Annotated in this window: 21 protein-coding genes; 11 read left to right on the forward strand and 10 right to left on the reverse strand. The window is 64.4% G+C overall.

Annotated features, from left to right (window positions below):
- Positions 1-2: 2 nt before the first annotated feature.
- Complete coding sequence (locus CV770_RS17265; RefSeq protein WP_201759897.1) at positions 3-554, forward strand: dihydrofolate reductase family protein; 552 nt, start codon at positions 3-5, stop codon at positions 552-554.
- A 4-nt stretch (positions 555-558) separates the two neighbouring features.
- Here CV770_RS17265 and CV770_RS17270 read toward each other — a convergent pair whose 3' ends face one another.
- Together CV770_RS17270 and CV770_RS17275 are read right to left on the reverse strand one after the other, a co-directional pair.
- The gene (locus CV770_RS17270) at positions 559-1011 is read right to left on the reverse strand and encodes a DoxX family protein (RefSeq protein WP_091955097.1); all 453 of its coding nucleotides are present in this window, start codon (positions 1009-1011) and stop codon (positions 559-561) included.
- A gap of 294 nt (positions 1012-1305) precedes the next feature.
- Complete coding sequence (locus CV770_RS17275) at positions 1306-3612, reverse strand: NADP-dependent malic enzyme (RefSeq protein ID WP_091955094.1); 2307 nt, start codon at positions 3610-3612, stop codon at positions 1306-1308.
- A 248-nt stretch (positions 3613-3860) separates the two neighbouring features.
- Between CV770_RS17275 and CV770_RS17280 the strand changes: the two genes are divergently transcribed.
- Entirely contained in the window at positions 3861-5825 is a 1965-nt protein-coding gene (locus tag CV770_RS17280) for an aq_1923 C-terminal domain (RefSeq protein ID WP_201759898.1), read from the forward strand.
- Positions 5826-5966: 141 nt separating this feature from the next.
- On the opposite strand, the gene aspS is transcribed toward CV770_RS17280, so the two are convergent.
- The gene (gene aspS / locus CV770_RS17285; RefSeq protein ID WP_104463150.1) at positions 5967-7739 is read right to left on the reverse strand and encodes an aspartate--tRNA ligase; all 1773 of its coding nucleotides are present in this window, start codon (positions 7737-7739) and stop codon (positions 5967-5969) included.
- A gap of 196 nt (positions 7740-7935) precedes the next feature.
- On the opposite strand from aspS, the gene CV770_RS17290 reads away from it, so the two are divergent.
- The 6 genes from CV770_RS17290 (at position 7936) to CV770_RS17315 (ending at position 13936) form a co-directional block, all read left to right on the forward strand.
- Entirely contained in the window at positions 7936-9408 is a 1473-nt protein-coding gene (locus CV770_RS17290) for a protein adenylyltransferase SelO (protein ID WP_104463151.1), read from the forward strand.
- Positions 9409-9427: 19 nt separating this feature from the next.
- Positions 9428-9685, forward strand: a complete 258-nt coding sequence (locus tag CV770_RS17295) for a hypothetical protein (RefSeq protein ID WP_104463152.1) — start codon at positions 9428-9430, stop codon at positions 9683-9685.
- Positions 9686-9923: 238 nt separating this feature from the next.
- Complete coding sequence (locus tag CV770_RS17300; RefSeq protein WP_104463153.1) at positions 9924-10772, forward strand: phosphodiesterase; 849 nt, start codon at positions 9924-9926, stop codon at positions 10770-10772.
- A gap of 1 nt (position 10773) precedes the next feature.
- Positions 10774-11724 (forward strand): carbohydrate ABC transporter permease, encoded by a 951-nt coding sequence (locus CV770_RS17305; RefSeq protein WP_201759899.1) that lies wholly within the window; start codon positions 10774-10776, stop codon positions 11722-11724.
- A complete protein-coding gene (locus tag CV770_RS17310) occupies positions 11721-12590 on the forward strand; it encodes a carbohydrate ABC transporter permease (RefSeq protein WP_104463155.1) in 870 nt (289 codons plus the stop codon). The genes CV770_RS17305 and CV770_RS17310 overlap by 4 nt, the downstream gene beginning before the upstream one ends.
- Positions 12591-12601: 11 nt before the next feature.
- Positions 12602-13936, forward strand: a complete 1335-nt coding sequence (locus CV770_RS17315; RefSeq protein WP_104463156.1) for an ABC transporter substrate-binding protein — start codon at positions 12602-12604, stop codon at positions 13934-13936.
- 72 nt (positions 13937-14008) lie between these two features.
- Here the strand turns inward: CV770_RS17315 and CV770_RS17320 are convergent, their stop codons facing one another.
- Complete coding sequence (locus tag CV770_RS17320) at positions 14009-14998, reverse strand: zinc-dependent alcohol dehydrogenase family protein (protein WP_104463157.1); 990 nt, start codon at positions 14996-14998, stop codon at positions 14009-14011.
- 103 nt (positions 14999-15101) lie between these two features.
- On the opposite strand from CV770_RS17320, the gene CV770_RS17325 reads away from it, so the two are divergent.
- Entirely contained in the window at positions 15102-16010 is a 909-nt protein-coding gene (locus CV770_RS17325; RefSeq protein ID WP_104463158.1) for a LysR family transcriptional regulator, read from the forward strand.
- A 461-nt stretch (positions 16011-16471) separates the two neighbouring features.
- Entirely contained in the window at positions 16472-17620 is a 1149-nt protein-coding gene (gene rnd, locus CV770_RS17330; protein ID WP_038972944.1) for a ribonuclease D, read from the forward strand.
- Between the two features lie 174 nt (positions 17621-17794).
- Here rnd and CV770_RS17340 read toward each other — a convergent pair whose 3' ends face one another.
- The 5 genes from CV770_RS17340 to CV770_RS17355 all read right to left on the reverse strand — a co-directional run bounded on the left by CV770_RS17340 (position 17795) and on the right by CV770_RS17355 (position 21410).
- Positions 17795-19177 (reverse strand): aspartate aminotransferase family protein, encoded by a 1383-nt coding sequence (locus CV770_RS17340; protein ID WP_104463159.1) that lies wholly within the window; start codon positions 19175-19177, stop codon positions 17795-17797.
- 218 nt (positions 19178-19395) lie between these two features.
- Complete coding sequence (locus tag CV770_RS42630) at positions 19396-19566, reverse strand: hypothetical protein (protein WP_201759900.1); 171 nt, start codon at positions 19564-19566, stop codon at positions 19396-19398.
- A 30-nt stretch (positions 19567-19596) separates the two neighbouring features.
- A complete protein-coding gene (locus CV770_RS17345; protein ID WP_091955051.1) occupies positions 19597-20160 on the reverse strand; it encodes an isochorismatase family protein in 564 nt (187 codons plus the stop codon).
- A gap of 25 nt (positions 20161-20185) precedes the next feature.
- Positions 20186-20806, reverse strand: coding sequence for a GNAT family N-acetyltransferase (locus CV770_RS17350; RefSeq protein ID WP_028144981.1), 621 nt, complete (start codon positions 20804-20806; stop codon positions 20186-20188).
- Positions 20793-21410: a hypothetical protein gene (locus CV770_RS17355; protein ID WP_201759901.1), complete on the reverse strand. Its 618-nt coding sequence runs from the start codon at positions 21408-21410 to the stop codon at positions 20793-20795. The genes CV770_RS17350 and CV770_RS17355 overlap by 14 nt, the downstream gene beginning before the upstream one ends.
- A 70-nt stretch (positions 21411-21480) precedes the next feature.
- Between CV770_RS17355 and CV770_RS17360 the strand changes: the two genes are divergently transcribed.
- On the forward strand, positions 21481-22521 hold the full coding sequence (locus tag CV770_RS17360; protein ID WP_104463161.1) for a LysR family transcriptional regulator: 1041 nt from the start codon (positions 21481-21483) through the stop codon (positions 22519-22521).
- A 10-nt stretch (positions 22522-22531) separates the two neighbouring features.
- Here CV770_RS17360 and CV770_RS17365 read toward each other — a convergent pair whose 3' ends face one another.
- A complete protein-coding gene (locus CV770_RS17365; protein ID WP_104463162.1) occupies positions 22532-23485 on the reverse strand; it encodes an autotransporter outer membrane beta-barrel domain-containing protein in 954 nt (317 codons plus the stop codon).

Consider the following 23485-nt stretch of genomic DNA (forward strand, 5'->3'; position numbering starts at 1 on the left):
CATTGTCTTTCCGTATCGAAGGCTACGTCATCGTCTCTGCGGACGGCATGCTCGCCGACGCGAGCCACGTCATGCCCGACAGCCTGAAGTTCGACGGCGACAAGCTGTTCTTCGAGCAGGCGCTCGATCGCGCCGCGCTGATCGTGCACGGCCGCAACTCGCATGAGCAGCAGCCGAACTCGCCGAAGCGCAAGCGGCTGATCCTGACCCGCAAGATCAAGGCGCTCACCGTCGATCCGGAGATGCCGAACGCGACGCTGTGGAATCCGGAACAGGCGAGCTTCGAGGAGGCCTGCGCCTTTGCCGATGTCGCCACCGGCATGGTCGCCGTCATCGGCGGCCCAGCCGTGTTCGAGATGTTCATGGGCCGCTACGATACGTTCTGGCTATCGGAAGCCCCGCATCTGCGCCTGCCCGGCGGCGAAGGCTGTTTCGTCGGCGTACCCCAGCGCAGCCCGCAGCAGGTGCTGACGTCGCACGGGATGCAGCCGAGCGCGCCGTATTTGCTCGATGCGGCGCATGAGGTGACCGTGACACCCTGGCGCCGAACGTAGGCCGTCAGACGTCTCCGTACGCCGCTTCGGCCGGACGCGTGGTGCGGCCGTATCCCATGATCATGAACAAGGCGCCGATGATCGAAAGGTTCTTCAGCGCGTCGACCACCATCTTGGCGTTGTCGGGCGGCGCCTGGTTCCAGAAATCGTCGAACAGCACGGTCGCGACCGCGACGTAGATGATCAGCAGCATCGCGAAGAACCGCGCGCCGAAATTCAGCGCGATCATCAGCCCGGCGATGATCTCGAGCGCGCCGACCGCGATCGCCAGCAGCTGCGGCGTGGTCATGGCGGTGGCCGTCTCCACCTGCTTGGCATAAGGCGCGACGAGGTCGGGGACCACCACCTTGGTGGCGATGAAGTCGGCGGTCGCCTGGATGGCAAAGAGCTTGGTCGCGCCCGTGTAGATGAACAGCACGGCGAACAGGATTCGCCCGAAAGTCACGAACGCTGGCATGATCGGCCTCTTGGCAAGCTCAAAGCGCGGAACGCGTGAGGATTATGAAGAGTCGCGCGCCGCTTTACAAACGGGGAAATGGAGAACTGAAAGCAATTCAAGATTGGCGGTCTCTTCCCTTCTCCCCTTGTGGGGGAAGGTGGCTCGCCGCAAAGCGGCGAGACGGATGAGGGGTATCACTCGGCGCGGAAGCTCGCGAGATCCCGAGGCGCGGAAACAACCCCTCATCCGGCGCTTCGCGCCACCTTCTCCCACAAGGGGAGAAGGGATTGCAGCGCCGATGACGCTAGAGGCCTACGTGAACAACGTCGGCTGCCGAGCGGCGCGCTCCTGCGCTTCGACGACCGCGACGGCCGTCATGTTGAGAATGCCGCGCGCCGTCACCGACGGCGTCAGGATATGCGCCGGGCGCGCCGGGCCGACCAGGATCGGGCCGACGGGGAGCGCGTCCGCCAGCGACTTGATCATCTGATAGGCGACGTTGGCGGTGTCCAGCGTCGGCATGATCAGGATGTTGGCCTCGCCCTCGAGATTGGAATGCGGCAACACCATTTTTCGCGCGGCAGCGGAGAGCGCAGTATCGCCCTGCATCTCGCCGTCGGCCTCGATCTCCGGATGCTTTTCCTTGAGCAGCTGGGTCGCGCGGCGCATCTTGCGCGAGGAATCGGTGTCGTAGCTGCCGAAATCCGAGTGCGAGACGAAGGCGATCTTCGGCTTGATGTTGAAGCGCTGGACGTGGACCGCGGCGAGCGATGCGATCTCGGCGAGCTCCTCAGCGCTCGGATTGGGACGAACTTGCGTGTCGGCGATGAAGAAGGCGCCCTTGCTGGTGATCAGGAGTGCCAGCGCCGCGTAGTCGCTGATGCCCGGGCAAAAACCGACGATCTCGCGGACATGGCGCAGATGGCTCATGTAGCGGCCCTCGACGCCGCAGAGCATGGCATCCGCCTCCCCGCGCGTGACCGCGAGCGCAGCGATGACCGTGTTGTTGGTACGCACCACAGTGCGTGCCGCATCCGGCGTCACGCCGCGGCGGCCGGCGACCTCGACATAGGACTGCACATAGGAGCGATAGCGCGGATCGTCCTCGGGATTGACGAGGTCGAAATCCTTGCCGGCGCGGATCGAGAGGCCGAAGCGCTTGATGCGCGCCTCCACGACCGAAGGACGGCCGACCAGGATCGGCCGCGCCAAATTCTCCTCCAGCACCACCTGCGTGGCGCGCAGCACGCGCTCGTCCTCGCCTTCGGCGTAGATCACGCGCACCGGCTGGGTCTTGGCCTTGGCGAACATCGGCTTCATGACGAGGCCGGAACGGAAGGCGAAGCGCTCGAGCAGCGCGGTGTATTCGTCGAAATTGGTGATCGGCCGCGTCGCGACGCCGGACTCCATCGCCGCCTTCGCCACCGCCGGCGCGATGCGCAGGATCAGGCGCGGGTCGAACGGGCTCGGGATCAGCGAGCCCGGGCCGAACCCTTGCGTCTCGCCGGTATCAAAACCTTGCGCGACCGCGTCCGACGGCGCCTCACGCGCGAGCTGCGCGATGGCCTCGACGGCAGCGTGCTTCATCTCCTCGTTGATGGCGCTGGCGCCGACATCGAGCGCACCGCGGAAGATGAAGGGGAAGCAGAGAACGTTGTTGACCTGGTTGGGATAGTCGGAGCGGCCGGTGCAGATCATGGCGTCAGGGCGCACCTTGCGCGCCTCTTCCGGCATGATCTCAGGCGTCGGGTTCGCGAGCGCCATGATCAGCGGCTTGTCGGCCATGGCCTTGGCCATGTCGGGCTTGAGCACGCCGGGCGCCGAGAGACCGATGAAGATGTCGGCGCCGCCGATGACATCGGCGAGCGTGCGCTTCTCGGTCTTTTGCGCATAGACCGCCTTCCAGCGGTCCATCGTGGTGTTGCGGCCCTCATGTACGAGGCCGTCGATGTCGCAGACCCAGATGTTCTTGCGCTGCGCGCCCATCGACACCAGCAGGTTCAGCGTGGCGATCGCCGCGGCCCCTGCCCCCGACGCCACGATCTTGACCTCGGACAGCTTCTTGCCGTTTAGCCTGAGGCCGTTGGTGATGGCGGCGGCGACGATGATGGCGGTCCCGTGCTGGTCGTCATGGAAAACCGGGATCTTCATGCGCTCCTTGAGCTGCGCCTCGATCTCGAAGCACTCCGGTCCGCGGATGTCTTCCAGATTGATGCCGCCGAAGGTCGGCTCGAGCGCCGCGACGGTCTCCACCACGCGGTCGATGGTGTCGGCGGCGATCTCGATGTCGAACACGTCGATGCCGGCGAATTTCTTGAACAGGACGGCCTTGCCCTCCATCACCGGCTTGGAGGCCAGCGGGCCGATATTACCAAGGCCGAGCACGGCGGTACCGTTGGAGACCACGGCGACCAGATTGGCGCGGGTGGTCAGCGTGGCGGCTTCCGCCGGGTTCTTGGCGATCTCGGTGCAGGCCGCGGCGACGCCCGGCGAATAGGCCAGCGCGAGGTCGCGCTGGTTGGCAAGCGGCTTGCTTGCCTGGATCTCGAGCTTTCCAGGGCGCGGCAGACGATGGTAGGCGAGCGCCGCCTGGTGGAGATCATCAGAATAGGACGACATGCGGTGTCTCGCCTCGCGTTACCGGCCTCAAAAATGCACGATCCGAAAGCGGCTGTCCAAGCGGACCGTATTTCCGGGTCATGGAAACGGGATGAAGCACGCCGGGCGCCCCGGTGGCAACATCCGATTGCGCGCCCATCAACAGGGCGCGCGGTCAAATATTTGAAAACCATAGCTTTCCCTGGACCGCGCGGCGTTTCGCGAATATGGCAGGTTGCGCGGCGCAAAACGAGCAACTGGAGCTGGGAATGAAGCGAATCCTGATCGGCCTGATCGCGGCAGCCGTACTCGGCTCGGGCGGATGGCTCGGCTTCAACCTCTATGTCCAGCATCGGATGACCAGCGAGGTCGAGGCGGCGTTCGAGCGGCTTCGCGCCGGCGGCAGCAAAGCCAGCCACGGCAAGATCGCCTTCGAACAGTCGAGCCGGACGCTGACGATCGAGGACATTGCAATCGATCCCGGCAACCCGTTGCAGGGGCACATCAAGATCGGCGCCTTCAAGAGCTCGGGCGTCCGCCAGATCGGTGAGACGCGCTTTGCCGCTGACGGCATCGACATCTCGGGTGTCGAGATTGCGTTGGATGAAGTCGGCCCCGGCAAGCTGAAAGTGGCCTACAAGATCCCGCAGGTGACGCTGCGCGACTATGCGGGTCCCCTCCGCGTTCAAAACGTGCCGGCATCGAGCTCCTTGGGCGACGTGTACCGGTTCGTGCTCGACCAGTTTGCGAGCGTGACAGCAACGTCCGTGATGATCCCGTCCATCAACATCAGTTTCGACGCGGGCAGCGGCAGCGGTGAAGCAGTCTATTCCGGCCTCGCGCTCCAAAACCTCGGCCGCGGCAAAGTGGAGGCAATGAAGACGGACCGTGCCACCTTCACGATCAACGTTACGCAACCGGGCAAGGCGGACAAGCTGACTGGAGAGATCTCCGGCATCATCGTCAATGATTTCGACTCGACCCCGATCCTCGCCGCACTCGATCCGCAGACGAGCGGTGACGACAGCTACCGTCGGGTCTACCGGCAAATCTCGAGCGGCCCTTATGTGCTAAAGTCCGCGCTGGGCCTGCGTATGGATATCGACGGCTTCGCCATGGACGACATCGACGTGCAGCCGTCGAAGCTCCATTTGTTCGAGATGTTTGCCATGCTGCCGCAGGATAAGTCGGCCCCGCCAACGCCGACGCAAACGCGCGAGCTGATGGAGAAGGTCGCCGGATTCTACGACGGCATTCGCATCGGCAAGGCCGAGATCGGCAAGACCTCGATTGGCACACCGCAGGGAACAGGGAAGATCAACGCGATCCGCTACCGGCAGGGCGAATTCGCGATCGAGGGCGTCGATGCACCCTCGCCGCAGGGTCAATTCAAGATGGAGCGCTTCGCGCTCAAATCCTTCAGCATGCCGAACCTGATGCGCTGGGCCTCGGGTCTCACCAATCCCGGGCAACCGCCCTCGCCCGATCAGATGCTGGGCCTGTTCCGGGTGCTCGAAGGCGCCGAGGTCAAGGGCGTGGTTGCGCCGCATGAGAACGCGCGGCAGCCCATCACCGTCGACACGATCAGCCTGAACTGGGGCCAACTGGTGGGATCGATCCCGAGCAAGGCCAGTCTGGTCGTGAAGATGGTCACGCCGACCGATCCCGCCAATCCGGTCCTGCAGCCGCTGATCGTGGCAGGCGTGGATAAGCTCGCAATCGACCTCGATCTCGGCGCGGCCTGGACGGAAGCGTCAGGCGCATTCGCGCTGGCGCCGGCCACGCTCGATCTCGGCAACCTCGCCAAAGCGCAGGTAAGCGTGGCGCTCGCCAAGGTGCCGCGCGACCTCTTCACCACGACGGACCCGCTAGAGGCTATGGGCCAATTGGCGCAGATCGAGACCGGCGCAATCGAGCTGTCCTTGCGCGATCGCGGCGTTGTCGATCTTGTCGTGGCCCAGTTCGCGCGCGTGCAGAATGTCAGCCGTGATGCCGCGCGCAGCGCCCTCGTTGCGATGATCCGGACGCAGGGTGAGAGGATCGCGGCCTCCAATCTCGATGCCAGAGTCGCGGTCGATGCACTCGCCGGCTTCGTCGAGACCTCCGGGCAAACGCTGAGCATCAAGCTGACGCCGTTCGGCAAGCTACCGGTGCTTCAGCTAATGGACGTCCTCGAGAACGAACCGATCATCGCGCTGGCGCAGTTCAGGATCGAGGCGTCGACGGGGTTGTAGCTCTCGTGTCCCGGACGCGCTGCGGCACGCAGTGACGCGGCGCAGAGCCGGGACCGAGAAAGCCTGCTGTTCGCCGAAATGTGGGCCCCGGCTCAGCAGCGCATCACTACCGTGCTGCGCTGCGTCCGGGGCATGCACCACTCACTTCTGCGGCAGATTCACCCGCACATGCAGCTCGCGAAGCTGTTTTGTGGTCGCATCCGACGGCGCGCCCATCAGCAAATCCATCGCCTGCTGGTTCATCGGGAACAGCGAGATCTCGCGCAGATTGTTCGTGCCGCAAAGCAGCATCACGATGCGGTCGACACCGGCGGCCATGCCGCCATGCGGCGGCGCGCCATACTGGAAGGCGCGGTACATGCCGCCGAAGCGGTCGACCACTTCCTGCTCGCCATAGCCCGCGATCTCGAACGCCTTCACCATCGCTTCCGGCACGTGGTTGCGGATGCCGCCCGAAGCGATCTCGTAGCCGTTGCAGGTGATGTCGTACTGAAACGCCTTGATGGTCAGCGGATCTTGACCCTTCAGCGCGCCCAGGCCGCCCTGCGGCATCGAGAATGGGTTGTGCGAGAAATCGACCTTCTTGTCGTCCTCATTGTACTCGTACATCGGGAAGTCGACGATCCAGGCGAGCTCGAACCGCTCCTTGTCGGTGAGGTTCAATTCCTCGCCGACCTTGTTGCGGGCCAATCCTGAGAACTTCCAGAACTTGTCGGGGTCGCCGGCGACGAAGAAGGCGGCATCGCCTTCCTTCACGCCGATCTGCGCACGGATCGCGGTGGTGCGCTCCGGCCCGATGTTGTTCGCAAGGGGACCTGCACCCTCGCCGCCCTCGCGCCACATGATGTAGCCGAGGCCGGGCTGGCCCTCGCCTTGCGCCCACGAATTCATGCGGTCGCAGAAGGCGCGCGAGCCGCCGCCCGGTGCCGGGATCGCCCAGACCTGGTTCTTGGGATCCTCGAGCATGCGCGCAAAGACCTTGAAGCCGGAGCCGCGGAAGTGCTCGGAGACGTCCTGCATCTCGATCGGGTTGCGCAGATCCGGCTTGTCGCTACCGTATTTGCGCAGCGCCTCGGCAAACGGAATCCGGCGCCATCCCTTCGTGACCGGCTTGCCCTTGGCGAACTCCTCGAACACGCCCGTGATGACCGGCTCCATCGCCGCGAACACGTCTTCCTGAGTCACAAAACTCATCTCGACGTCGAGCTGGTAGAACTCGCCCGGCAGGCGGTCGGCGCGCGGGTCCTCGTCGCGGAAGCACGGCGCGATCTGGAAGTAGCGGTCGAAGCCCGACATCATCAGCAGCTGCTTGTACTGCTGCGGCGCTTGCGGCAACGCATAGAACTTGCCGGGATGGATGCGCGAGGGCACCAGGAAGTCGCGCGCGCCTTCCGGCGAGGACGCGGTCAGGATCGGGGTGTTGAACTCGAAGAAGCCCTGCCCCTCCATGCGCCTGCGCATCGACTTGATGATCTCGACGCGCGTCATGATGTTCTGGTGCAGCTTTTCGCGGCGCAGGTCGAGGAAGCGGTACTTCAGGCGGATGTCTTCAGGATATTCCTGGTCGCCGAACACCGGCAGCGGCAGGTCGCCGGCCGGACCCAGCACCTCGATCTCGGTGACGTAGATCTCGATCTTGCCGGTCGGCAGATCGTCATTGTCGGTGCCCTCGGGGCGGCGGCGGGCCTTGCCGTCCATCCGCACCACGAATTCCGAGCGCAGCTTCTCGGCCAGCGAGAACGCCGGCGAGTCCGGGTCGACCACGCACTGGGTCAGGCCGTAATGGTCGCGCAGGTCGATGAACAGCACGCCGCCATGGTCGCGGACACGATGGACCCAGCCTGACAGGCGGACCGTCTCGCCGATGTTGCTCTCGCGGAGCGCGCCGCATGTATGTGACCGGTAGCGATGCATGGTCGTCCCAAAAATGATGTCGGAGGAAACGAATCGGACGGCCTGTAAGGGCCGGTCCGAGATTGCGGCAGGGTTTACCCGACGAGGCCGGGGGCGGCAACCAAGGGAACGGCCTGTTTTGAGCCGGAAGCGCCCATTTTTGCCCGATCCGGGCCCATCCCTTTGCCATCAGCCGTTCCAGCCCTATCTTGAGGCCATGACAGTGCATTTCCCCTTCCAGAACTCCTATTCGGCGCTGCCGGACAGCTTCTTTGCCCGCGTCGCGCCGACCCCTGTCGCCGCCCCCCGGCTGATCAAGCTGAACCGGCCGCTGGCGGCCCAGCTCGGGCTCGATCCGGACCTCTTGGAAACCCCGGAGGGCGCCGAGATCCTGGCCGGCAAGACGGTTCCCGCCGGCGCCGATCCGATCGCCATGGCCTATGCCGGCCACCAGTTCGGGCAGTTCGTGCCGCAGCTCGGCGATGGCCGCGCCATCCTGCTCGGCGAGGTCATCGACAGCGACGGGATCCGCCGCGACATCCAGCTCAAGGGATCGGGCCCCACCCCGTTCTCCCGCCGCGGCGATGGCCGCGCGGCGCTCGGGCCGGTCTTGCGCGAATACATCGTCAGTGAGGCCATGCATGCGCTGGGCATCCCGACCACGCGCTCGCTTGCCGCCGTCGTTACCGGCGAGCACGTCATCCGCGAGACCGCGCTGCCCGGCGCGGTGCTGACGCGTGTTGCTTCCAGCCATATCCGCGTCGGCACCTTCCAGTTCTTCGCCGTGCGCCGTGACACCGAGGCGATCCGCCGGCTCGCCGACCACGTCATCGCCAGGCACTATCCCGAACTAGTCGGCGCCGAGCGGCCCTATCACGCGCTGCTCGCCGGCGTCGTCGCGCGCCAGGCCGATCTCGTCGCGCGCTGGCTGCTGGTCGGCTTCATCCACGGCGTCATGAATACCGACAACTCTTCGATTTCGGGCGAGACCATCGATTACGGCCCCTGCGCCTTCATGGACGCCTACAACCCTTCGCAGGTGTTTTCCTCGATCGACGAGATGGGCCGCTACGCCTACGCCAACCAGCCGCGCATCGCGCTTTGGAATCTGACGCGCCTCGCCGAATGCCTGCTGCCGCTGTTCTCGGACGAGCAGGAGAAAGCGGTCGCCGAAGCCCAGGACATCCTCGGCGCCTTCTCCGACCAGTTCAGCGCGGCTTATCAAGCCGGCCTGCGCAAAAAGATCGGCCTGTTCACGGAGCGCGACGGCGACGACGCGCTGATCCAGGACCTGCTCGTCGCCATGGCCAAGAACCAGGCCGACTTCACCCTCACCTTCCGCAAGCTCGGCGATGCCGCCGTTGATGACAGCGCCGATGCGCGTGCGCAGTTCATGGAGCCCGCCGCCTTCGACGAATGGGCCGGCCGCTGGCGCGCCCGCATCGCGCTTGAGCCGCAGGGCGCTGCCGAGCGGCAAGTCGCCATGCACGCCGTCAATCCCACCTTCATCCCGCGCAACCACCGCATCGAGGCCGTCATCCAGGCCGCGGTCAACGATGACAATTACGCGCCGTTCGAGGAATTGGTGAAGGTGCTGGCAGAACCGTTCGAGGACCAGCCGGATTACGCCGCCTATGCCGATCCTCCGCTGCCGGACCAGCGGGTGTTGCGGACGTTCTGCGGAACGTAGACCTGTTCTGGATTGCAAGATGACGCAGCTCTCGGCCCTGACAGATGACGAGATCGGGGCGATCAAGGCGCGCTGCGAGCAGGCGACCGCGGGTCCTTGGAAATCGTTCATCGAGAAGCGCGATAAACTAAGCGGATCGGACTTTGTCCAGACCGGAGGCGAAGACGTCTACCTCACTGGCGCGACGCTCGCCGATCAGGAATTCATCGCCAACGCGCGACAGGACATTCCGAGATTGATCGCCGAGATCAAGCGCCTGCGCGCGATCGATCGTTAGCTCGATCCGCGGGACAAGAACCGAGTTTGCGCGCTTAGATTAGCTCTGCTCCGCGCAGCACCGCAACTCAAGGTAAGCCGGAACGTTGAATTACCCCTTCGGCTAATCCACCGTGCGCAGCGCGCTGCTGTGGACGCAGGAACCCCTGTCATCAAACGGAAACACACGCGCTCTAACCGCCTGTCAGGGTCGTCCTGCCGGAGGCGCCCATCCTCCAACCGTCCCGACAAAGCGCGCCATGCCCTTCAAATTCATCCACATCACCGACACGCATCTGGCGAACCCCGGCTTGACGCTCTATGGCCTCGATCCGCGCGCCCGGTTGGATGCTGCGATCGCCGACATCAACACGCACCAGTCCGACGCCGCCTTCGCGGTCGTGACCGGCGACCTCACCCATTGGGGCGAGCCGGAGTCTTACGCCAATTTCGCAGACGCGATGTCGGCGCTAAAGATCCCGTACATCGCCATAGTCGGCAATCACGACCGCCGCGTCACCTGCCTCGACGCGCTTAAGGCCGCGCCGCGCGATTCAAACGGCTTCGTGCAGGGCACGCGCACCACCGAGCATGGCCTGTTCGTCTTCCTCGACACGCTGGACGAGACCAGCCACGCCGGCGAGATGTGCGCCAAGCGCTTCGACTGGCTCGCGAAGACGCTCGCGGCTGCGCCCGCCGGCCAGCAGTTCGTCGTGTTCATGCATCACCCGCCCTTCCCGATCGGCGTCCATGCGATGGACGAGATCGGGCTGAAACAGAGCGCGGAGTTCGCCGAGGTGATCGCGCCCTATCGCGCGCGCATCCGTCACCTCTTCTTCGGCCATGTGCACCGGCCGATCTTCGGCAGCTACGGCAAGATCCCGTTCTCCACCCTGCGCGGCACCAACCACCAGGTCTGGTTCGAGCTCGACGCTGGCGCGCCGCATCTGGCCAGCCACGAGCCCCCCGCCTATGGCGTCGTGCTGATCGACGACGAGAACCTCGTCGTACACAGCCACGACTTCCTCGACACCAGTCTGCGCTTCCCCTTCGAGCCACCGGCGGGAACGGACGGCCGCGACTATGCACTCAACTTTCCGGCGCGGTGAGATGAGCCTCGCCGAACCCGCGGCTCTTCCGGTCGCGACCTCAACGGCGCCGCGCCTTGACGTCCTGAAGCGCCTCGGCACGCGCTTCAAAGCTTCACTGCCCGCCTATCTCCTGTTGCTGCCCTCGCTGATCTTTCTCGCGCTGTTCACCTATGGCGCGATGGGCCGCGTGCTTATCGATGCGCTCTACCAGCGCGCCACGCCAAAGGCGCCGGTCCGCTTCGTCGGCCTTGACAACATCGCAGCGGTGCTGGCCGATCCCGCCTTCTCCGGCGCCGTCGTCAACAACCTCATCTATGCGGTCGGCACCGCGGTCCCAAGCATCGGGCTTGCACTCTTGTTCGCGCTGGCGCTATCGCGCACCAACGCCGTGAGCAGCGCGCTGCGCGCCGCGCTGTTCCTGCCGGTGCTGATCCCGATGGTCGCGGCCTCGGCGCTGTTCATGTTCATCTTCCTGCCCAATGTCGGCCTGCTCGACTACTATATCGGCCGCCTGCTTCCGGTGCTGCCGAACTGGCTCGGCGACCCCGACATCGCGCTCTATGCGATCATGGTCATCACGATCTGGAAGAACGCCGGCTATTACATGCTGTTCTTCCTCGCCGGCCTTCAAGCCGTGCCCGAAGACGTGATGGAGGCCGCGCATCTCGACGGCGCCGGGCCCTACATGCGCTTCCGCCACATCATCCTGCCGGAGCTCAAGCCCACCTTCCTGTTTGTCATCGTGATCGCCACGCTCAACGCGGTGACACAGGTCGACCACGTCTTCGTCATGACCCAGGGCGGACCGTCGAACGCGACCAATCTCGTGTTGTTCTACATCTACCAGCAGGCGGTCGAGCATTACGACGTCGGCAAGGCCTCGGCCGCGACGCTGCTGACGCTCGCCGCGCTGATGGGCCTCACCGCGCTCTCCTTCCGCACCATGGCCAACCGCGAGGGCGGGCCATGAAGCTGATCGACCGCCTGTTCAGGGACGCTCCGCTCGCCACAAGGGGCGAGATCACGCCCAAGCTCGGCTTCCTGCTGACCGTGCTGCTCGCGATCGTCTGGCTCATCCCGTTCCTGTGGATGGTCGTGGCGACGCTGCGCCCGGCCTCCGACGGCATCAATGCCATGGCCGAGCTGATGCCGAGCCTGAAGCCGACGCTCGACAATGTCAGGGATGCCTGGGAGATCGGCGATTTCCCGCGCTACACGCTCAACACCACGATCATCTGCGCCGGCATTTTGCTGGTGCAGTTCGCCACGATCACGCTGGCGGGCTTTGCCTTTGCGCGCCTCGCCTTCGTCGGCAAGACGCTGATCTTCTATCTGTTCCTGATGCAGCTGATGCTGGTGCCGGTGCTGCTGATCGTACCGAACCTGTCGCTGGTGGCGCAACTCGGCCTCTACGACACGCTCACCGGCGTGATGATGCCGTTCTTCGCCTCCGCCTTCGGCACCTTCCTGATGCGCCAGGCGTTCGAAGCCATTCCGACCGAGCTGGAAGACGCAGCCCTGATCGATGGCGCCAGCCTGTTCCAGCGCATCCGTCACATCTACGTGCCGCTGTCGATGCCGAGCTTCTCGGCCTTCGCCATCATCTCCGTCACCAGCCACTGGAACGACTTCCTGTGGCCGCTGATGGTGATCAACTCGCCTGACAAGCGGCCGCTCACGGTCGGGCTCTCGGTCTTCACCAAGACCGCCGAAGGCACGCAGGCGTGGGGCACCATCGCGGCCGGCACGCTGATGGTGATCGCGCCGCTGCTCGTCACCTTCCTGATCTTCCAGAAGCGCTTCATCAGCTCTTTCGTCACCTCAGGCATCAAATAGGAGATTTTTCGATGCTGTTCTCCCGCAGGCTCATGCTGGGCCTCGCCATCGCAGGCTCAATGGCAGGCGCCCTCGCCTTTCCGGCTCTCGCCGGCGAAGGTCCGACCGAGATCGATCTGTTCTTCCCCGTCCCCGTCGACGGCAAGCTCGCCCGCGACATGGGCACCTTGATCAAGGAGTTCAACGAGACCCATCCGGACGTCAAGGCGACCGCGGTCTACACCGGCTCCTATGACGACACCCTGATCAAGACGCGCGCCGCGATCAAGGCCGGCAAACCGCCGTCCGCCGTGATCATGTCGGCCAACTTCCTGCTCGACATGCAGATCGAGAACGAGCTCACCAATCTCGATGCCCTGATCAAGGCCGACGGCACCACCAAAGAGCAGTTCCTCGGCCAGTTCTTCCCCGCGCTGCAGGGCAATGCGGTGATCAACCGCTCGGTCTACGGCGTCCCGTTCCACAATTCGACGCCGCTGCTCTACATCAACGCCGACAAGGCCAAGGAAGCCGGCCTCGATCCGAGCAAGCCGCCGCAGACCTGGGCCGAGCTCACCGACTGGGCCAAGAAGCTGACCAAGCGCGAGGGCGACAAGGTGACCCAATGGGGCATCGCGATCCCCTGCGCCTACGACTATTGCGGCTGGATGATGGAAACGCTCACCATGTCCAATGGCGGGCGCTACTACAACGAGGAGTTCGGCGGCGAAGTCTATTACGATACGCCCTCGATGCTGGGCGCGCTCACCTGGTGGAATGACCTTGTCTACAAGCACAAGGTCCACGCGCCCGGCGCCACACCCGGCCCTGCCGTCAGCACCTCCTTCATCTCTGGCAATGCCGCGATGATGATGCTGTCGACGGGCTCGCTCACTTATGTGCGCGACAACGCCAAATTCGCCTACAAGGTCGCCTTCATCCCGCGCAACGTCCGCAACGCCGTGCCGATCGGCGGCGCCTCGCTGATCGTTCCGGCCGGGCTCGAGGCCGACAAGCAGAAGGCCGCCTGGACGCTGATCAAGTGGATGACCTCGCCCGAGAAGAGCGGCTGGTGGAGCCGCGCCACCGGCTATTTCGCGCCCAACATGGCCGCCTACAAGACGCCTGAGATGGTGGACTTCCTCAACAAGAACCCGGACGCCAAGACCGCCGTCGAGCAGCTCGACGTCGCAAAGCCCTGGTTCGCGACCTACAAGACCGTGCCGGTGCGCAAGAATCTTGAGGACGAGGTGATGCTGGTCCTCAACGGCAAGAAGCAGCCGAAGGAAGCCCTCGCCGCCGCCCAGAAGGCCGCCGACGAGACGCTGAAGCCGTACAATGCAGAGACGTCGCTGAAGCTGCCGTAAGGCCACTTCAAACGGCAAACGTATTTCGGCGCTCCGCCATGTGGGGCGCCGAATTCGTTTGGACGGGCCGGTTCAGATCGTCACGACAATCTTGCCGAACTGCGTGTTCGACTCAAGGAAGCGATGCGCCTCGACAATATCCTCGAACTTGAACGTTCGCGCGATGATCGGCTTCAACGTGTCGTCCGCCACCCCATCGAGGATGAAAGCCTTGGCCCGCCCAAGTCGCGTCGGATCGCGCACGATCTCGTGCACGAGGTAGCCGCGCAGGACCAGGCTCTTGGTCAACGCGTTGAAGAGTGGGAACGGCGTCGGCTCAGGGCTCAGACCGCCATATTCGATCAGGATGCCGCCCGGCGCCATCGCCGCAGTCAGCGGCTCGAACGCCGGACCGCCGACGGCATCAAACACCACACGGACGCCGTTTGAACCGGCGATCTCCGCCAGCCGCGCTGCGATATCCTCCTCTTCTGAGGCCACGACGTAAGCGGCACCGGCATCGAGCAAGGCCCGCCGCTTGGTCGATGTCCGGGTCAGGGCGACCGGGACAGCCCCGATCCGGTTCGCGATCTGGATTGCGGCAAGCCCGACGCTGCTCGATGCCGCCGTGATGGCGACCACGTCCCCTCGCAAGAGTCCGGCGATGTCAACCAGCGCGCCGTAGGCCGTCAGATACTGCATCCATAGCGCTGCCGCTGTCTCGAAGCTTAGATCGGGTGGATGCTTTACGACGAGTTCGGCCGGAAAAGTTGCGAGCTCCGCATAAGCCGGCCATCGCACCATGGATGTCGGCGGCACGATACTGACGGCATCGCCCGGCGCAAAGCCGGCCACGCCTTCGCCGACAGCCTCGACAAGACCCGCCGCCTCGAGACCAAGACCGGACGGAAATTGGGCGGTCTCGATGTAGGACCCCGACCGCAACAGGGCTTCCGCACGGTTGAGGCCGAGCGCCCTGATCCGAATCTGAACCTCGCCCTTCGCCGGCGGCGGAACGTTGACGGTCTCGATACCCAGCACTTCGGGACCGCCATGGCGGTGAAAGCGAACGACGCGGGCCATGGATGCACTCCAAAACAATTGAACTGAATGGACCTATGCCGATCCCAAGGAAGTGGATAAATCGGCAAAGTAAGCGAACAGTCGAAACCAGGAGTTTTCAATCATGGACCGCCTGACCAGCATGGCCGTGTTCGTCCGGGCTGTGGACCTCGGCTCGTTCGCGGCTGCGGCCGACGCCCTGGAGATGTCGGGGCCGATGGTCGGAAAGCATGTGCGCTTCCTCGAAGACCGCCTCGGCGTCCGCCTCCTAAACCGCACCACACGGCGACAGAGCCCGACCGAGGCTGGCCAGGCCTATTACGAGCGCTGCCGCGCGGTGCTCAGCGAGGCCGAAGCCGCCGACGCCGTCGTTGCCGACGAGCGTTCCGAGCCGCATGGAAAGCTGCGCGTGACCATGCCTTCCTTGCTCGGACGGCACTGCATCGCCCCGCTGTTGATGAAGCTCGCGCGAAAGTATCCGCATCTCGAGCTCGACCTCTCCTTCGGCGACCCGATCGCTGACATCATCGAGGCCGGCTACGATCTTGCGATCAGGACCGGCGATCTCGATGATCAATCCGGCCTGATCGCGCGGCGCATCGCAAGCCAGCGCATGGTGGTGTGCGGCGCTCGCACGTATTTGCGCACCAACGGCAAGCCGAAATCGATTGACGATCTCTCCGCGCATCAGGCGATCATCTATCGCCGCCGCGGGCGCGTTCGGCCGTGGCTGTTTCCGCAAGCAGACCAGCCTCTGCGCGAGATCATGCCAACCGGCAGGCTGAGGCTCGACGATCTGGAGGCCATTGCCGATGCCGCGGCGCAAGGCATGGGGCTCGCCTGGCTACCCTATTGGCTGGTTCGCGAGCGCCTCAACTCCGGCGCGCTGGTCGGTCTCCTCCGGGGCCAGCCTGAATTCCTCTATGACTGCCACGCACTGTGGCCCCGTTCACCCCGACTGCCCCCCAAGGTCCGCGCCGCCGTGGACACCCTTGCCGCAGCCTTGCCAAAGCTGATGACGGCAAGCGGGTGATTGATTATGTCGTGCGTCCCAAGGCTGACGAGCGCGGCTTCAGCAAAATGGTCCGGTTCAAATCCGGGAAAGTTCAATGGGTCCGCGCGCCGGCCCAGCCCTCGCCGGGCCTAGTCCCCCGGCAGCATCGCTTCATTAACCCCTCGTCCACCATTCCGCCGCCGGTAACCATTGGAATTAACAGACCCTCAATGCACCCCCGACAAGTCTAACGGTTCTGTCGGGGGAATTTGCCGTGGATTTGTTGGTTTTCGAGTTCCTGGGATTGGCATTGGTCGCCATGTGCGTGGTCGTGGTGGCGTTGCCCTGCGCCCGCAAATCCTCGCACCGGGTCCGCTACGAATAGGATTTTTGTCGGAAGAAGCGATTCCGGCCCAAAGCAAGGCTCGAATTCGCATCGAGCCCCTTGACATCACAGCACTTTCGGCAGAACGGCTGATATCAAGTGTCATGGGCCGTTCATGGATTTGATTACCACCACCGCTGACCTCGCGGCTGCCTGCAGCCGGCTGGCCAAGCACCCCGTTATTACCGTCGATACCGAGTTCCTGCGCGAGACCACCTACTACCCGCTGCTATGCGTGGTGCAGATGGCCAGCGCCGAGGAAGCCGTCGTCGTCGATACCCTGGCCGAGGGGATCGACCTCAAGCCGTTCTTCGAGCTGATGGCCAACGAGGCCGTGCTGAAGGTCTTCCACGCCGCCCGTCAGGACATCGAGATCATCTGGCATCAGGCCAACATCATCCCGCATCCGGTGTTCGACACCCAGGTTGCCGCGATGGTGCTGGGGTACGGCGACAGCATCGCCTACGACGCGCTGGTCGAGAAAGTCACCGGCCACCGCCCCGACAAGACCCACCGCTTCACCGACTGGTCGCGCCGGCCGCTGACCAAGGAGCAGATGCATTACGCCGTGTCCGACGTCACGCATTTGCGCGACGTGTTCGCAGCGCTCGATGCCGACCTCAAGAAGCGCCGGCGCAGCGAATGGGTCTCCATCGAGATGGAGGTCCTGACCTCCCCCCGGACCTACGATTTCCACCCCGAGCGCGCCTGGGAGCGGCTCAAGACGCGGGTGCGCAAGCCGAAGGATCTCGCGGTCCTGATGGAGGTCGCCGCCTGGCGCGAGCAGGAGGCGCAGAGCCGCGACGTGCCGCGCGGCCGCGTGCTGCGCGACGAGGCCATCAGCGATATCGCGACCCACGCGCCGAACACGCTGGAAAAGCTCGCCCATCTGCGCTCGGTGCCGAAGGGCTTCGAGAAGTCCAAATGGGGCGCGGACATCGTCGCCGCGGTCGAGCGCGGGCTGGCGCGGGATTTTTCGACGCTGCCGAAGCTGGAGAAGCCGCGCAACAACAACAATGGCGCGGCGATCGTCGAGCTGTTGAAGGTGCTGCTGCGCATGACCGCGGAGCGGCATGCGGTGGCGAGCAAGGTGATCGCCACCGTCGACGATCTCGAAGAGATCGCGGCCGACGACGAAGCCGACGTCCCCGCCTTGCGCGGCTGGCGCCGCGAGCTGTTCGGCGATGCCGCCTTGAAGCTCAAGCGCGGCGAGCTGGCGCTGGCGATCGAGAAGGGCCGCGTGATCGGCGTGCAGCGGGCGTAGGCCCCAATGTCGTCCTGGCGAAAGCCAGGACCCATACCGCGGAATCTATCGTTGCGATCGGTAGCAGTACCGAACGACTAATCTTCGTCACACCGCTGTGGTTATGGGTCCTGGCTTTCGCCAGGACGACACCTGAGGGTGTGGCCGGCTGCTCCGGCCACGCCGATCCCCCCATTACGCCGGCGTGAGCTTGGCCACTTCCGCCTTCATGTCATTCAGCACGCTCGAAATGGCGGCGGCGAGGTCGTCGATCTGCGCCTTGGTGACGATCAGCGGCGGGCAGATGGCGATGGCGTCCAGCATGTTGCGCGAGATCACGCCGCGCTCCTGGAGCATGCGGCTGGCGATGCCGCCGACGGCGCCCGGCGTCGCCGCTGCGGTCTTGCGTCCCTTGTCGAGCACGAGCTCGATCGCCGCGATCATGCCGACGCCGCGAACCTCGCCGACCAGCGGATGGCTGGTGAGCTCGCGCAGTCTGCCCTGCATGTAAGCGCCGAGCTCGGCAGCATGCGCGACCAGGCCGCGCTCCTCGATGATCCTGAGGTTTTCCAGCGCAACCGCCGATCCGACGGGATGACCGCCCGCCGTGAAGCCGTGGCCGAGCACGCCGATCTTGTTGCTCTCGTCCGCGATCGGCTCGAACATGCGGTCGTTCATGATGATCGCCGAGAACGGGAAATAGCTCGAGGTGATCTGCTTGGAGACCACGAGCACGTCAGGCTTGATGCCGTAGGTCTCGCAGCCGAACATCTTGCCGGTGCGGCCGAAGCCGCAGATCACCTCGTCGGCGACGAGCAGGATGTCGTACTTGTTCAGGACTGCCTGAATCTTGTCCCAATAGGTCGCCGGCGGCACGATGACGCCGCCCGCGCCCATCACCGGCTCGCCGAAGAACGCCGCGATCGTATCGGGCCCTTCCTTCTGAATCAGCGCGTCGAGCTCCTCGGCCCGGCGCGTCGCAAACGCTTCCTCGCTCTCGCCGGGCGCGCCGTCCTTGTAGAAATGCGGCGAGCCCGTGTGCAGGATGTTCGGCAGCGGCAGGTCGAACGAGCGGTGGTTGTTCGGCAGGCCGGTGAGACTGGCCGAGGCAATAGTGACGCCGTGATAGGCGCGCATCCGGCTAATCACCTTCTTGCGCTGGGGCTGGCCGAGCGTGTTGGAGCGATAGGCGATCAGCTTGAGGACGGTGTCGTTGGCTTCCGAACCGGAATTGGTGAAGAACACCTTGCTCATCGGCACAGGCGCGAGCGCGACCAGCTTCTCGGCAAGGTCGATCGAGGGCCCGTGCGATTTGGCGGAGAACGTGTGATAGAACGGCAGCGCCTGCATCTGCTTGTGCGCGGCCTCGACCAGCCGCTTCTCGTTGAAGCCCAGCCCAACGCTCCACAGGCCGGCCATCGCCTCGAAATAGCGCTTGCCCGATGCATCGAAGACGTAAGGACCCTCTCCGCGCTCGATCACCAGGGGACCTGCCTGCTGATGGGTGCGCGCGTTGGTGTAGGGATGCAGCTGATAGGCTACATCCCGGGCCTCTTGCGAATTGGGCAGCATGGACATTTGCGGAGATCCTTGAAAGCGTCACGTCGCAGGCATAGCCGGCGTCATCACTCGATGATCAAGTACCTTGGCTATTGCGACAGCGCAGAACTTGCAACGCCAATTCGTCGGCAGCAAGCGCTCAGCAGCGATGCACAAAGATGCACGCGAAAAAGCTGCCCGTGACATTGCCGCACGTGACAAATCCCCTCATGGCGAAGCAACACGTGGAGCAGCTCTCATGCCGCGTCGTCGTCATGCCCGTCGTCAGTGCCGGCAGCGGCTTCCCTCACCTCCACCAGCGCCATCGAGAGCAGATAGACCGTCGTCGGCAAACCAAGCCCGCGCGCCCTCTCGGTCGCACGCGACAGATCGCTCGCCAGCTCCTTGAGCTCGTCTCCCCGTGACAATCTCTCACCCCATCCGCCGGTCGCGGCCGCCTACACCGCAACGGCGCCGCTGGTTCTGATCAGTTCGGCGCTGGACTGGATTGTAGCAAAATTCCCGATGACATTCACTACCGCATGCTTATAGGCGGCGGCATCGCCCGTACCCGGCTGCCGGCAAGCCACGGCGTCGGCGACGATTTGGTAGCGATGGCTGCGGTGAAACCCTTCGGCAGCGGTGGCCAGAATGGTCTCGTCCAGGGAAAAACCGATCAGAATGCAGCGCACAGTGCGGATATTGGACATGTAGTCCACAAACCGCGACGAGCTGTAGGCCGACGGCAGCGGATGGTCGAACGTCATCTCTCCCGGCCGCGGCTTGGTCTCTGCGATCCAATCGGTCAGCCTTGATGCCGGATTGAACCACGCCGCTTGCGCGATCCGCTTCAGATGCATCACCGGCCAGAGATTGCCCCGCCACAAGGTCAGGAGTTCCAGGCAGCGCGCAGTGACGGCGTCGCCGTCGAGGACGACGTGGCGGCGCCCAGGGGTCAGATATTCGACCTGGAGATCCGCGCAGACCAGGATCGGCGGATCATCGTGGATGGAAGCCAGCATTGTCTTGCGCAGAGCTGCACCAGTTTCAACGGTCGGCGAGCGCGAGGTCCCGCAGCGGTGAGGTCACCGCCCGCCCCGCCGAAGCGTCGAGCACGCCCGGCCGGTCCCAATCGCCTTCGGGTCGGATGATCACGTAGGGATCGCTGTCCAGCGTGATCGCGTCCGGGCCCGGCTCGATCTCCAGCAGCATTTCCGTGTAGGAAAAATCCGAGAACGTGACCTTGCGATTGTGGCCGAGCGGCTTGGCGCCGAAATGGGCCCAGAAATCGACCAGTCTGTCCTGTGCCTGGCCATAGATCTTGCGAAAGCCCTTGCGCTTCACATAGTCGACGCTGGCCTGCACCAGCTTGAACGAGACGCGCGAGCGCCGGTATTGATGACGCACCGCGAGCCGCTCCACCTTGGCGAAATCGCCGAAGAAGCGCACCCGCAGGCAGCCTGCGGGCTCGTTGCCGACGAAGCCGATGAAATGGGCCGCGACCATGTCGTTGCCGTCGAACTCCTCCTCGAACGGACAATCCTGCTCGGCGAGATAGACCGCCGAGCGAATGGCAGTGACCAGCATGAGATCGCTTGGATCGCGCGCAAGGCGGATGGTGATGGCGCGGGAACAGGGCTTGGCGACAGGAATCCTAGTACCGTGCATCTGCAAAACTCCTTGCTTGGATGATCGCGCCTGGCATCCGCATCGGCTGCCGATGCCAGGGCCGCTCGTAGCACCAGAGGTCGGGCTGGAAGCTCGGGACCGGCGCAAAGCCGGTCGCCTTCATGATATCGCGTCCGGCCACCGTTGACGGCTGCGCATAGCAATCGGCGCTGCGAAACCTTAGCTGTCGCAGATGTGCTGCAGCCCTGCCGAGACCGGCGATACCGCGTCCCGTCGCCGCGATCGCCCAGATGTAGATGGCAGCGACCTCTTCGTTCGCGGAAGCGAGATAGCGCGTCTCGGGCGCGGTGAGGCAGATCTCGTCGAGCAGCAGCGCATCGTGCCCGCGGTCATTGAGAAACAGGAAAGCCATGCCGCCGACGAGATCGCCCTTCCGGCGGAACGTCAGGATGCTCTGGGGATCGAACGTGAAGTAATGCGCAAGCTCGGCTGTCCCGATCCGCACGCCCGGCACCAGCCGTTGCGCCATCTGCGAAAGCGCGGCAATTTCGGAAAATTGCGCGCAGCGGACATCCACATCCGGGCTCAGCGGCAAGGCATCGAAATCATGCCTTGCGGCAAACGAGCCTCTTTCCATAGCCATATCGCGCCTCTATCGTCCGGAGCTTTCGTGCCCGCTATGCCAATGAGCTTAGCGGCTGGGGATCAGGAGTATGCAGCAGTTATTGCACCGGGGTGCTGCTATGATGCAGCACCGTGAAGAAGCCCTGGGCGCGTCCTGGGACGATTTGAAACTGTTTTTAGCGTGCGCAAAATATAAAAGTTTTCGCAATGCCGCCGAGGAGCTCGGGCTCACCTCCACGACCCTGATGCGCCGGGTCGACCGGCTCGAAGAGAGCATCGGCTGCAAGCTGTTCCTGCGCGACCAGAGCGGGCTCACGCTCAGCGATGAAGGCACCGCGATGATCGCCGACGTTGCGCATATGGAGCGTCATGCCTTCAACGTCTTCCGGCGCGCCTCGCGGTCGTCGAACGACACCTCAGGCACCGTACGCGTCGCGGTGACGGAAGGCCCGGGCAATTTCTGGATCCTGCCGCGCCTGATCGACTTCCAGAAGACCTACCGCAAGATCACCGTCGATCTGCGCTGCGCGATGGAGCAGGCCGACGTCGCACGGCTTGAATCGGACATCGCGATCCAGCTCGAGCCGCCGACCAATCCGGATCTGATCGTCGCCAAGCTCGGCCGTCTGCACATCTATCCCTTCGTCTCCAAGGAGTACGAAAATCTCTACGGCGTGCCGGCGACGCTGGCCGACCTGAAGAACCACCGCATCATCAAGCAGAGCGCGCCGCAGGTCGACGACGGCGCCTACGCGCGCGTGCTCGGACTGAAGTCGCTCGAGGGCATCGTCGGGATCAAGACCAATTCCTCGGTCGGCGTGCTCTACGCCGTCGAGCGCGGCGCCGGCCTCGGCTTCCTGCCGACGGTCTCGATCGCGCTCGGCGCGCCGCTGATCGCCGTCGATCTCGGCGTCAGCCACCACGCCGATCTCTGGCTCACCTATCACCGGGAATTCCGCACCTCCGAGCGGCACAAGATCGTGGTCGATTGGCTGAAGAAGATCTTTGATCCCAAGACCCATCCCTGCTTCCGCGACGAGTTCATCCATCCGAACGCGCTGGTGCCGATGATGACGGCGGCGCGCGAGGGTTTTGGATTGACGGGATATGTCGCGGCGACGCCGACCTAGGAGGCTGCGCCTACCAGCGATATTCGAAGCCGACCGTGCCCTGGTGCGAGGTCAGCTCGTTGCGGAACTTGCCGTCGTAATTGACGTAGAGCCGCGCCACGCTGGTCAGGCTCAGCGAAGCCGAGGCACCGGCATCCACGCCGTAACGGCTCTCACCGATGCCGGGAACGACGATGTTCTGAGCGCCGAGGCTGACCTGGACGGATCCCAGGTCCTGGTGGAAATTGTCGACGAACTTGCCGTAGGCTGACAGGTCCAGGATCTTCTGGTCGATGATGAAGTAGCGGCCGATCTCGGCCCCGATCATGATGCGTGCGCGTGAGAGCGCCGTCGAACCAACGTTGAGCGGGTCGAGGCCGCCGGCCTCCTGGAACGCCGCGCTGGTGGCGCGCACATATTCCAGCGCGCCCTTGGGCACGATGCGCATCTGGTCCTTGGTCCAGTAATAGCTGATCTCGGTCAGCGCGCCGTCGACCGCGGCGCGATAGCCCGCGGTCGCAAGGCCAAGGCCGGTGTCGCGGCTGGAACGGACCTTGCCGAAGCCGTGCACCACAGCAAAGGCCCAGGTCCAAGGCCCCTTGTCCACCGAGCCGTTGAAGCCGATTTGCGTCAGGTCGAGCGTGGCCGACTGCAGCGCCAGCGGCACGTCGACGTCGGTGTGGCTCTGGTCGACGGAGAAGCCGAGATTGACGCCCGGGGCCACGCGCGCGCCGAAGCCCGCGACGCCGCCAACCGTCTTGCGCCGGTCGCCGACGAAGTCGCCTTGCGCATCGGTCCGGACCGAGATGCCGTAGCCCTCGAACCAGGTGCGGTAGCGCGGATCCTCGGTGCTGGCCGACGCGCCGCCGCCGCTGGGATTGGTCCGGAACGCCCGGTCGAAACCGTTCGATGCCCGGTTGCCGAGCCGCTCCAGGAAATTCGAGCCGAGATCGAGCGCGGCGTTGCCGGCCGACGGGGACGGGAT

The sequence above is a fragment of the Bradyrhizobium sp. AC87j1 genome (assembly GCF_002936975.1).
GTDB classification, from domain to species: domain Bacteria; phylum Pseudomonadota; class Alphaproteobacteria; order Rhizobiales; family Xanthobacteraceae; genus Bradyrhizobium; species Bradyrhizobium shewense.

Coding starts and splice junctions, on each gene's coding strand:
- CV770_RS17270 (WP_091955097.1), bottom strand. CDS start 1,011: ATGCCAGCGTTCGTGACTTTCGGGCGAATCCTGTTCGCCGTGCTGTTC.
- CV770_RS17275 (WP_091955094.1), bottom strand. CDS start 3,612: ATGTCGTCCTATTCTGATGATCTCCACCAGGCGGCGCTCGCCTACCAT.
- CV770_RS17280 (WP_201759898.1), top strand. CDS start 3,861: ATGAAGCGAATCCTGATCGGCCTGATCGCGGCAGCCGTACTCGGCTCG.
- aspS (WP_104463150.1), bottom strand. CDS start 7,739: ATGCATCGCTACCGGTCACATACATGCGGCGCGCTCCGCGAGAGCAAC.
- CV770_RS17290 (WP_104463151.1), top strand. CDS start 7,936: ATGACAGTGCATTTCCCCTTCCAGAACTCCTATTCGGCGCTGCCGGAC.
- CV770_RS17295 (WP_104463152.1), top strand. CDS start 9,428: ATGACGCAGCTCTCGGCCCTGACAGATGACGAGATCGGGGCGATCAAG.
- CV770_RS17300 (WP_104463153.1), top strand. CDS start 9,924: ATGCCCTTCAAATTCATCCACATCACCGACACGCATCTGGCGAACCCC.
- CV770_RS17305 (WP_201759899.1), top strand. CDS start 10,774: ATGAGCCTCGCCGAACCCGCGGCTCTTCCGGTCGCGACCTCAACGGCG.
- CV770_RS17310 (WP_104463155.1), top strand. CDS start 11,721: ATGAAGCTGATCGACCGCCTGTTCAGGGACGCTCCGCTCGCCACAAGG.
- CV770_RS17315 (WP_104463156.1), top strand. CDS start 12,602: ATGCTGTTCTCCCGCAGGCTCATGCTGGGCCTCGCCATCGCAGGCTCA.
- CV770_RS17320 (WP_104463157.1), bottom strand. CDS start 14,998: ATGGCCCGCGTCGTTCGCTTTCACCGCCATGGCGGTCCCGAAGTGCTG.
- CV770_RS17325 (WP_104463158.1), top strand. CDS start 15,102: ATGGACCGCCTGACCAGCATGGCCGTGTTCGTCCGGGCTGTGGACCTC.
- rnd (WP_038972944.1), top strand. CDS start 16,472: ATGGATTTGATTACCACCACCGCTGACCTCGCGGCTGCCTGCAGCCGG.
- CV770_RS17340 (WP_104463159.1), bottom strand. CDS start 19,177: ATGTCCATGCTGCCCAATTCGCAAGAGGCCCGGGATGTAGCCTATCAG.
- CV770_RS17345 (WP_091955051.1), bottom strand. CDS start 20,160: ATGCTGGCTTCCATCCACGATGATCCGCCGATCCTGGTCTGCGCGGAT.
- CV770_RS17350 (WP_028144981.1), bottom strand. CDS start 20,806: ATGCACGGTACTAGGATTCCTGTCGCCAAGCCCTGTTCCCGCGCCATC.
- CV770_RS17355 (WP_201759901.1), bottom strand. CDS start 21,410: ATGGCTATGGAAAGAGGCTCGTTTGCCGCAAGGCATGATTTCGATGCC.
- CV770_RS17360 (WP_104463161.1), top strand. CDS start 21,481: ATGCAGCAGTTATTGCACCGGGGTGCTGCTATGATGCAGCACCGTGAA.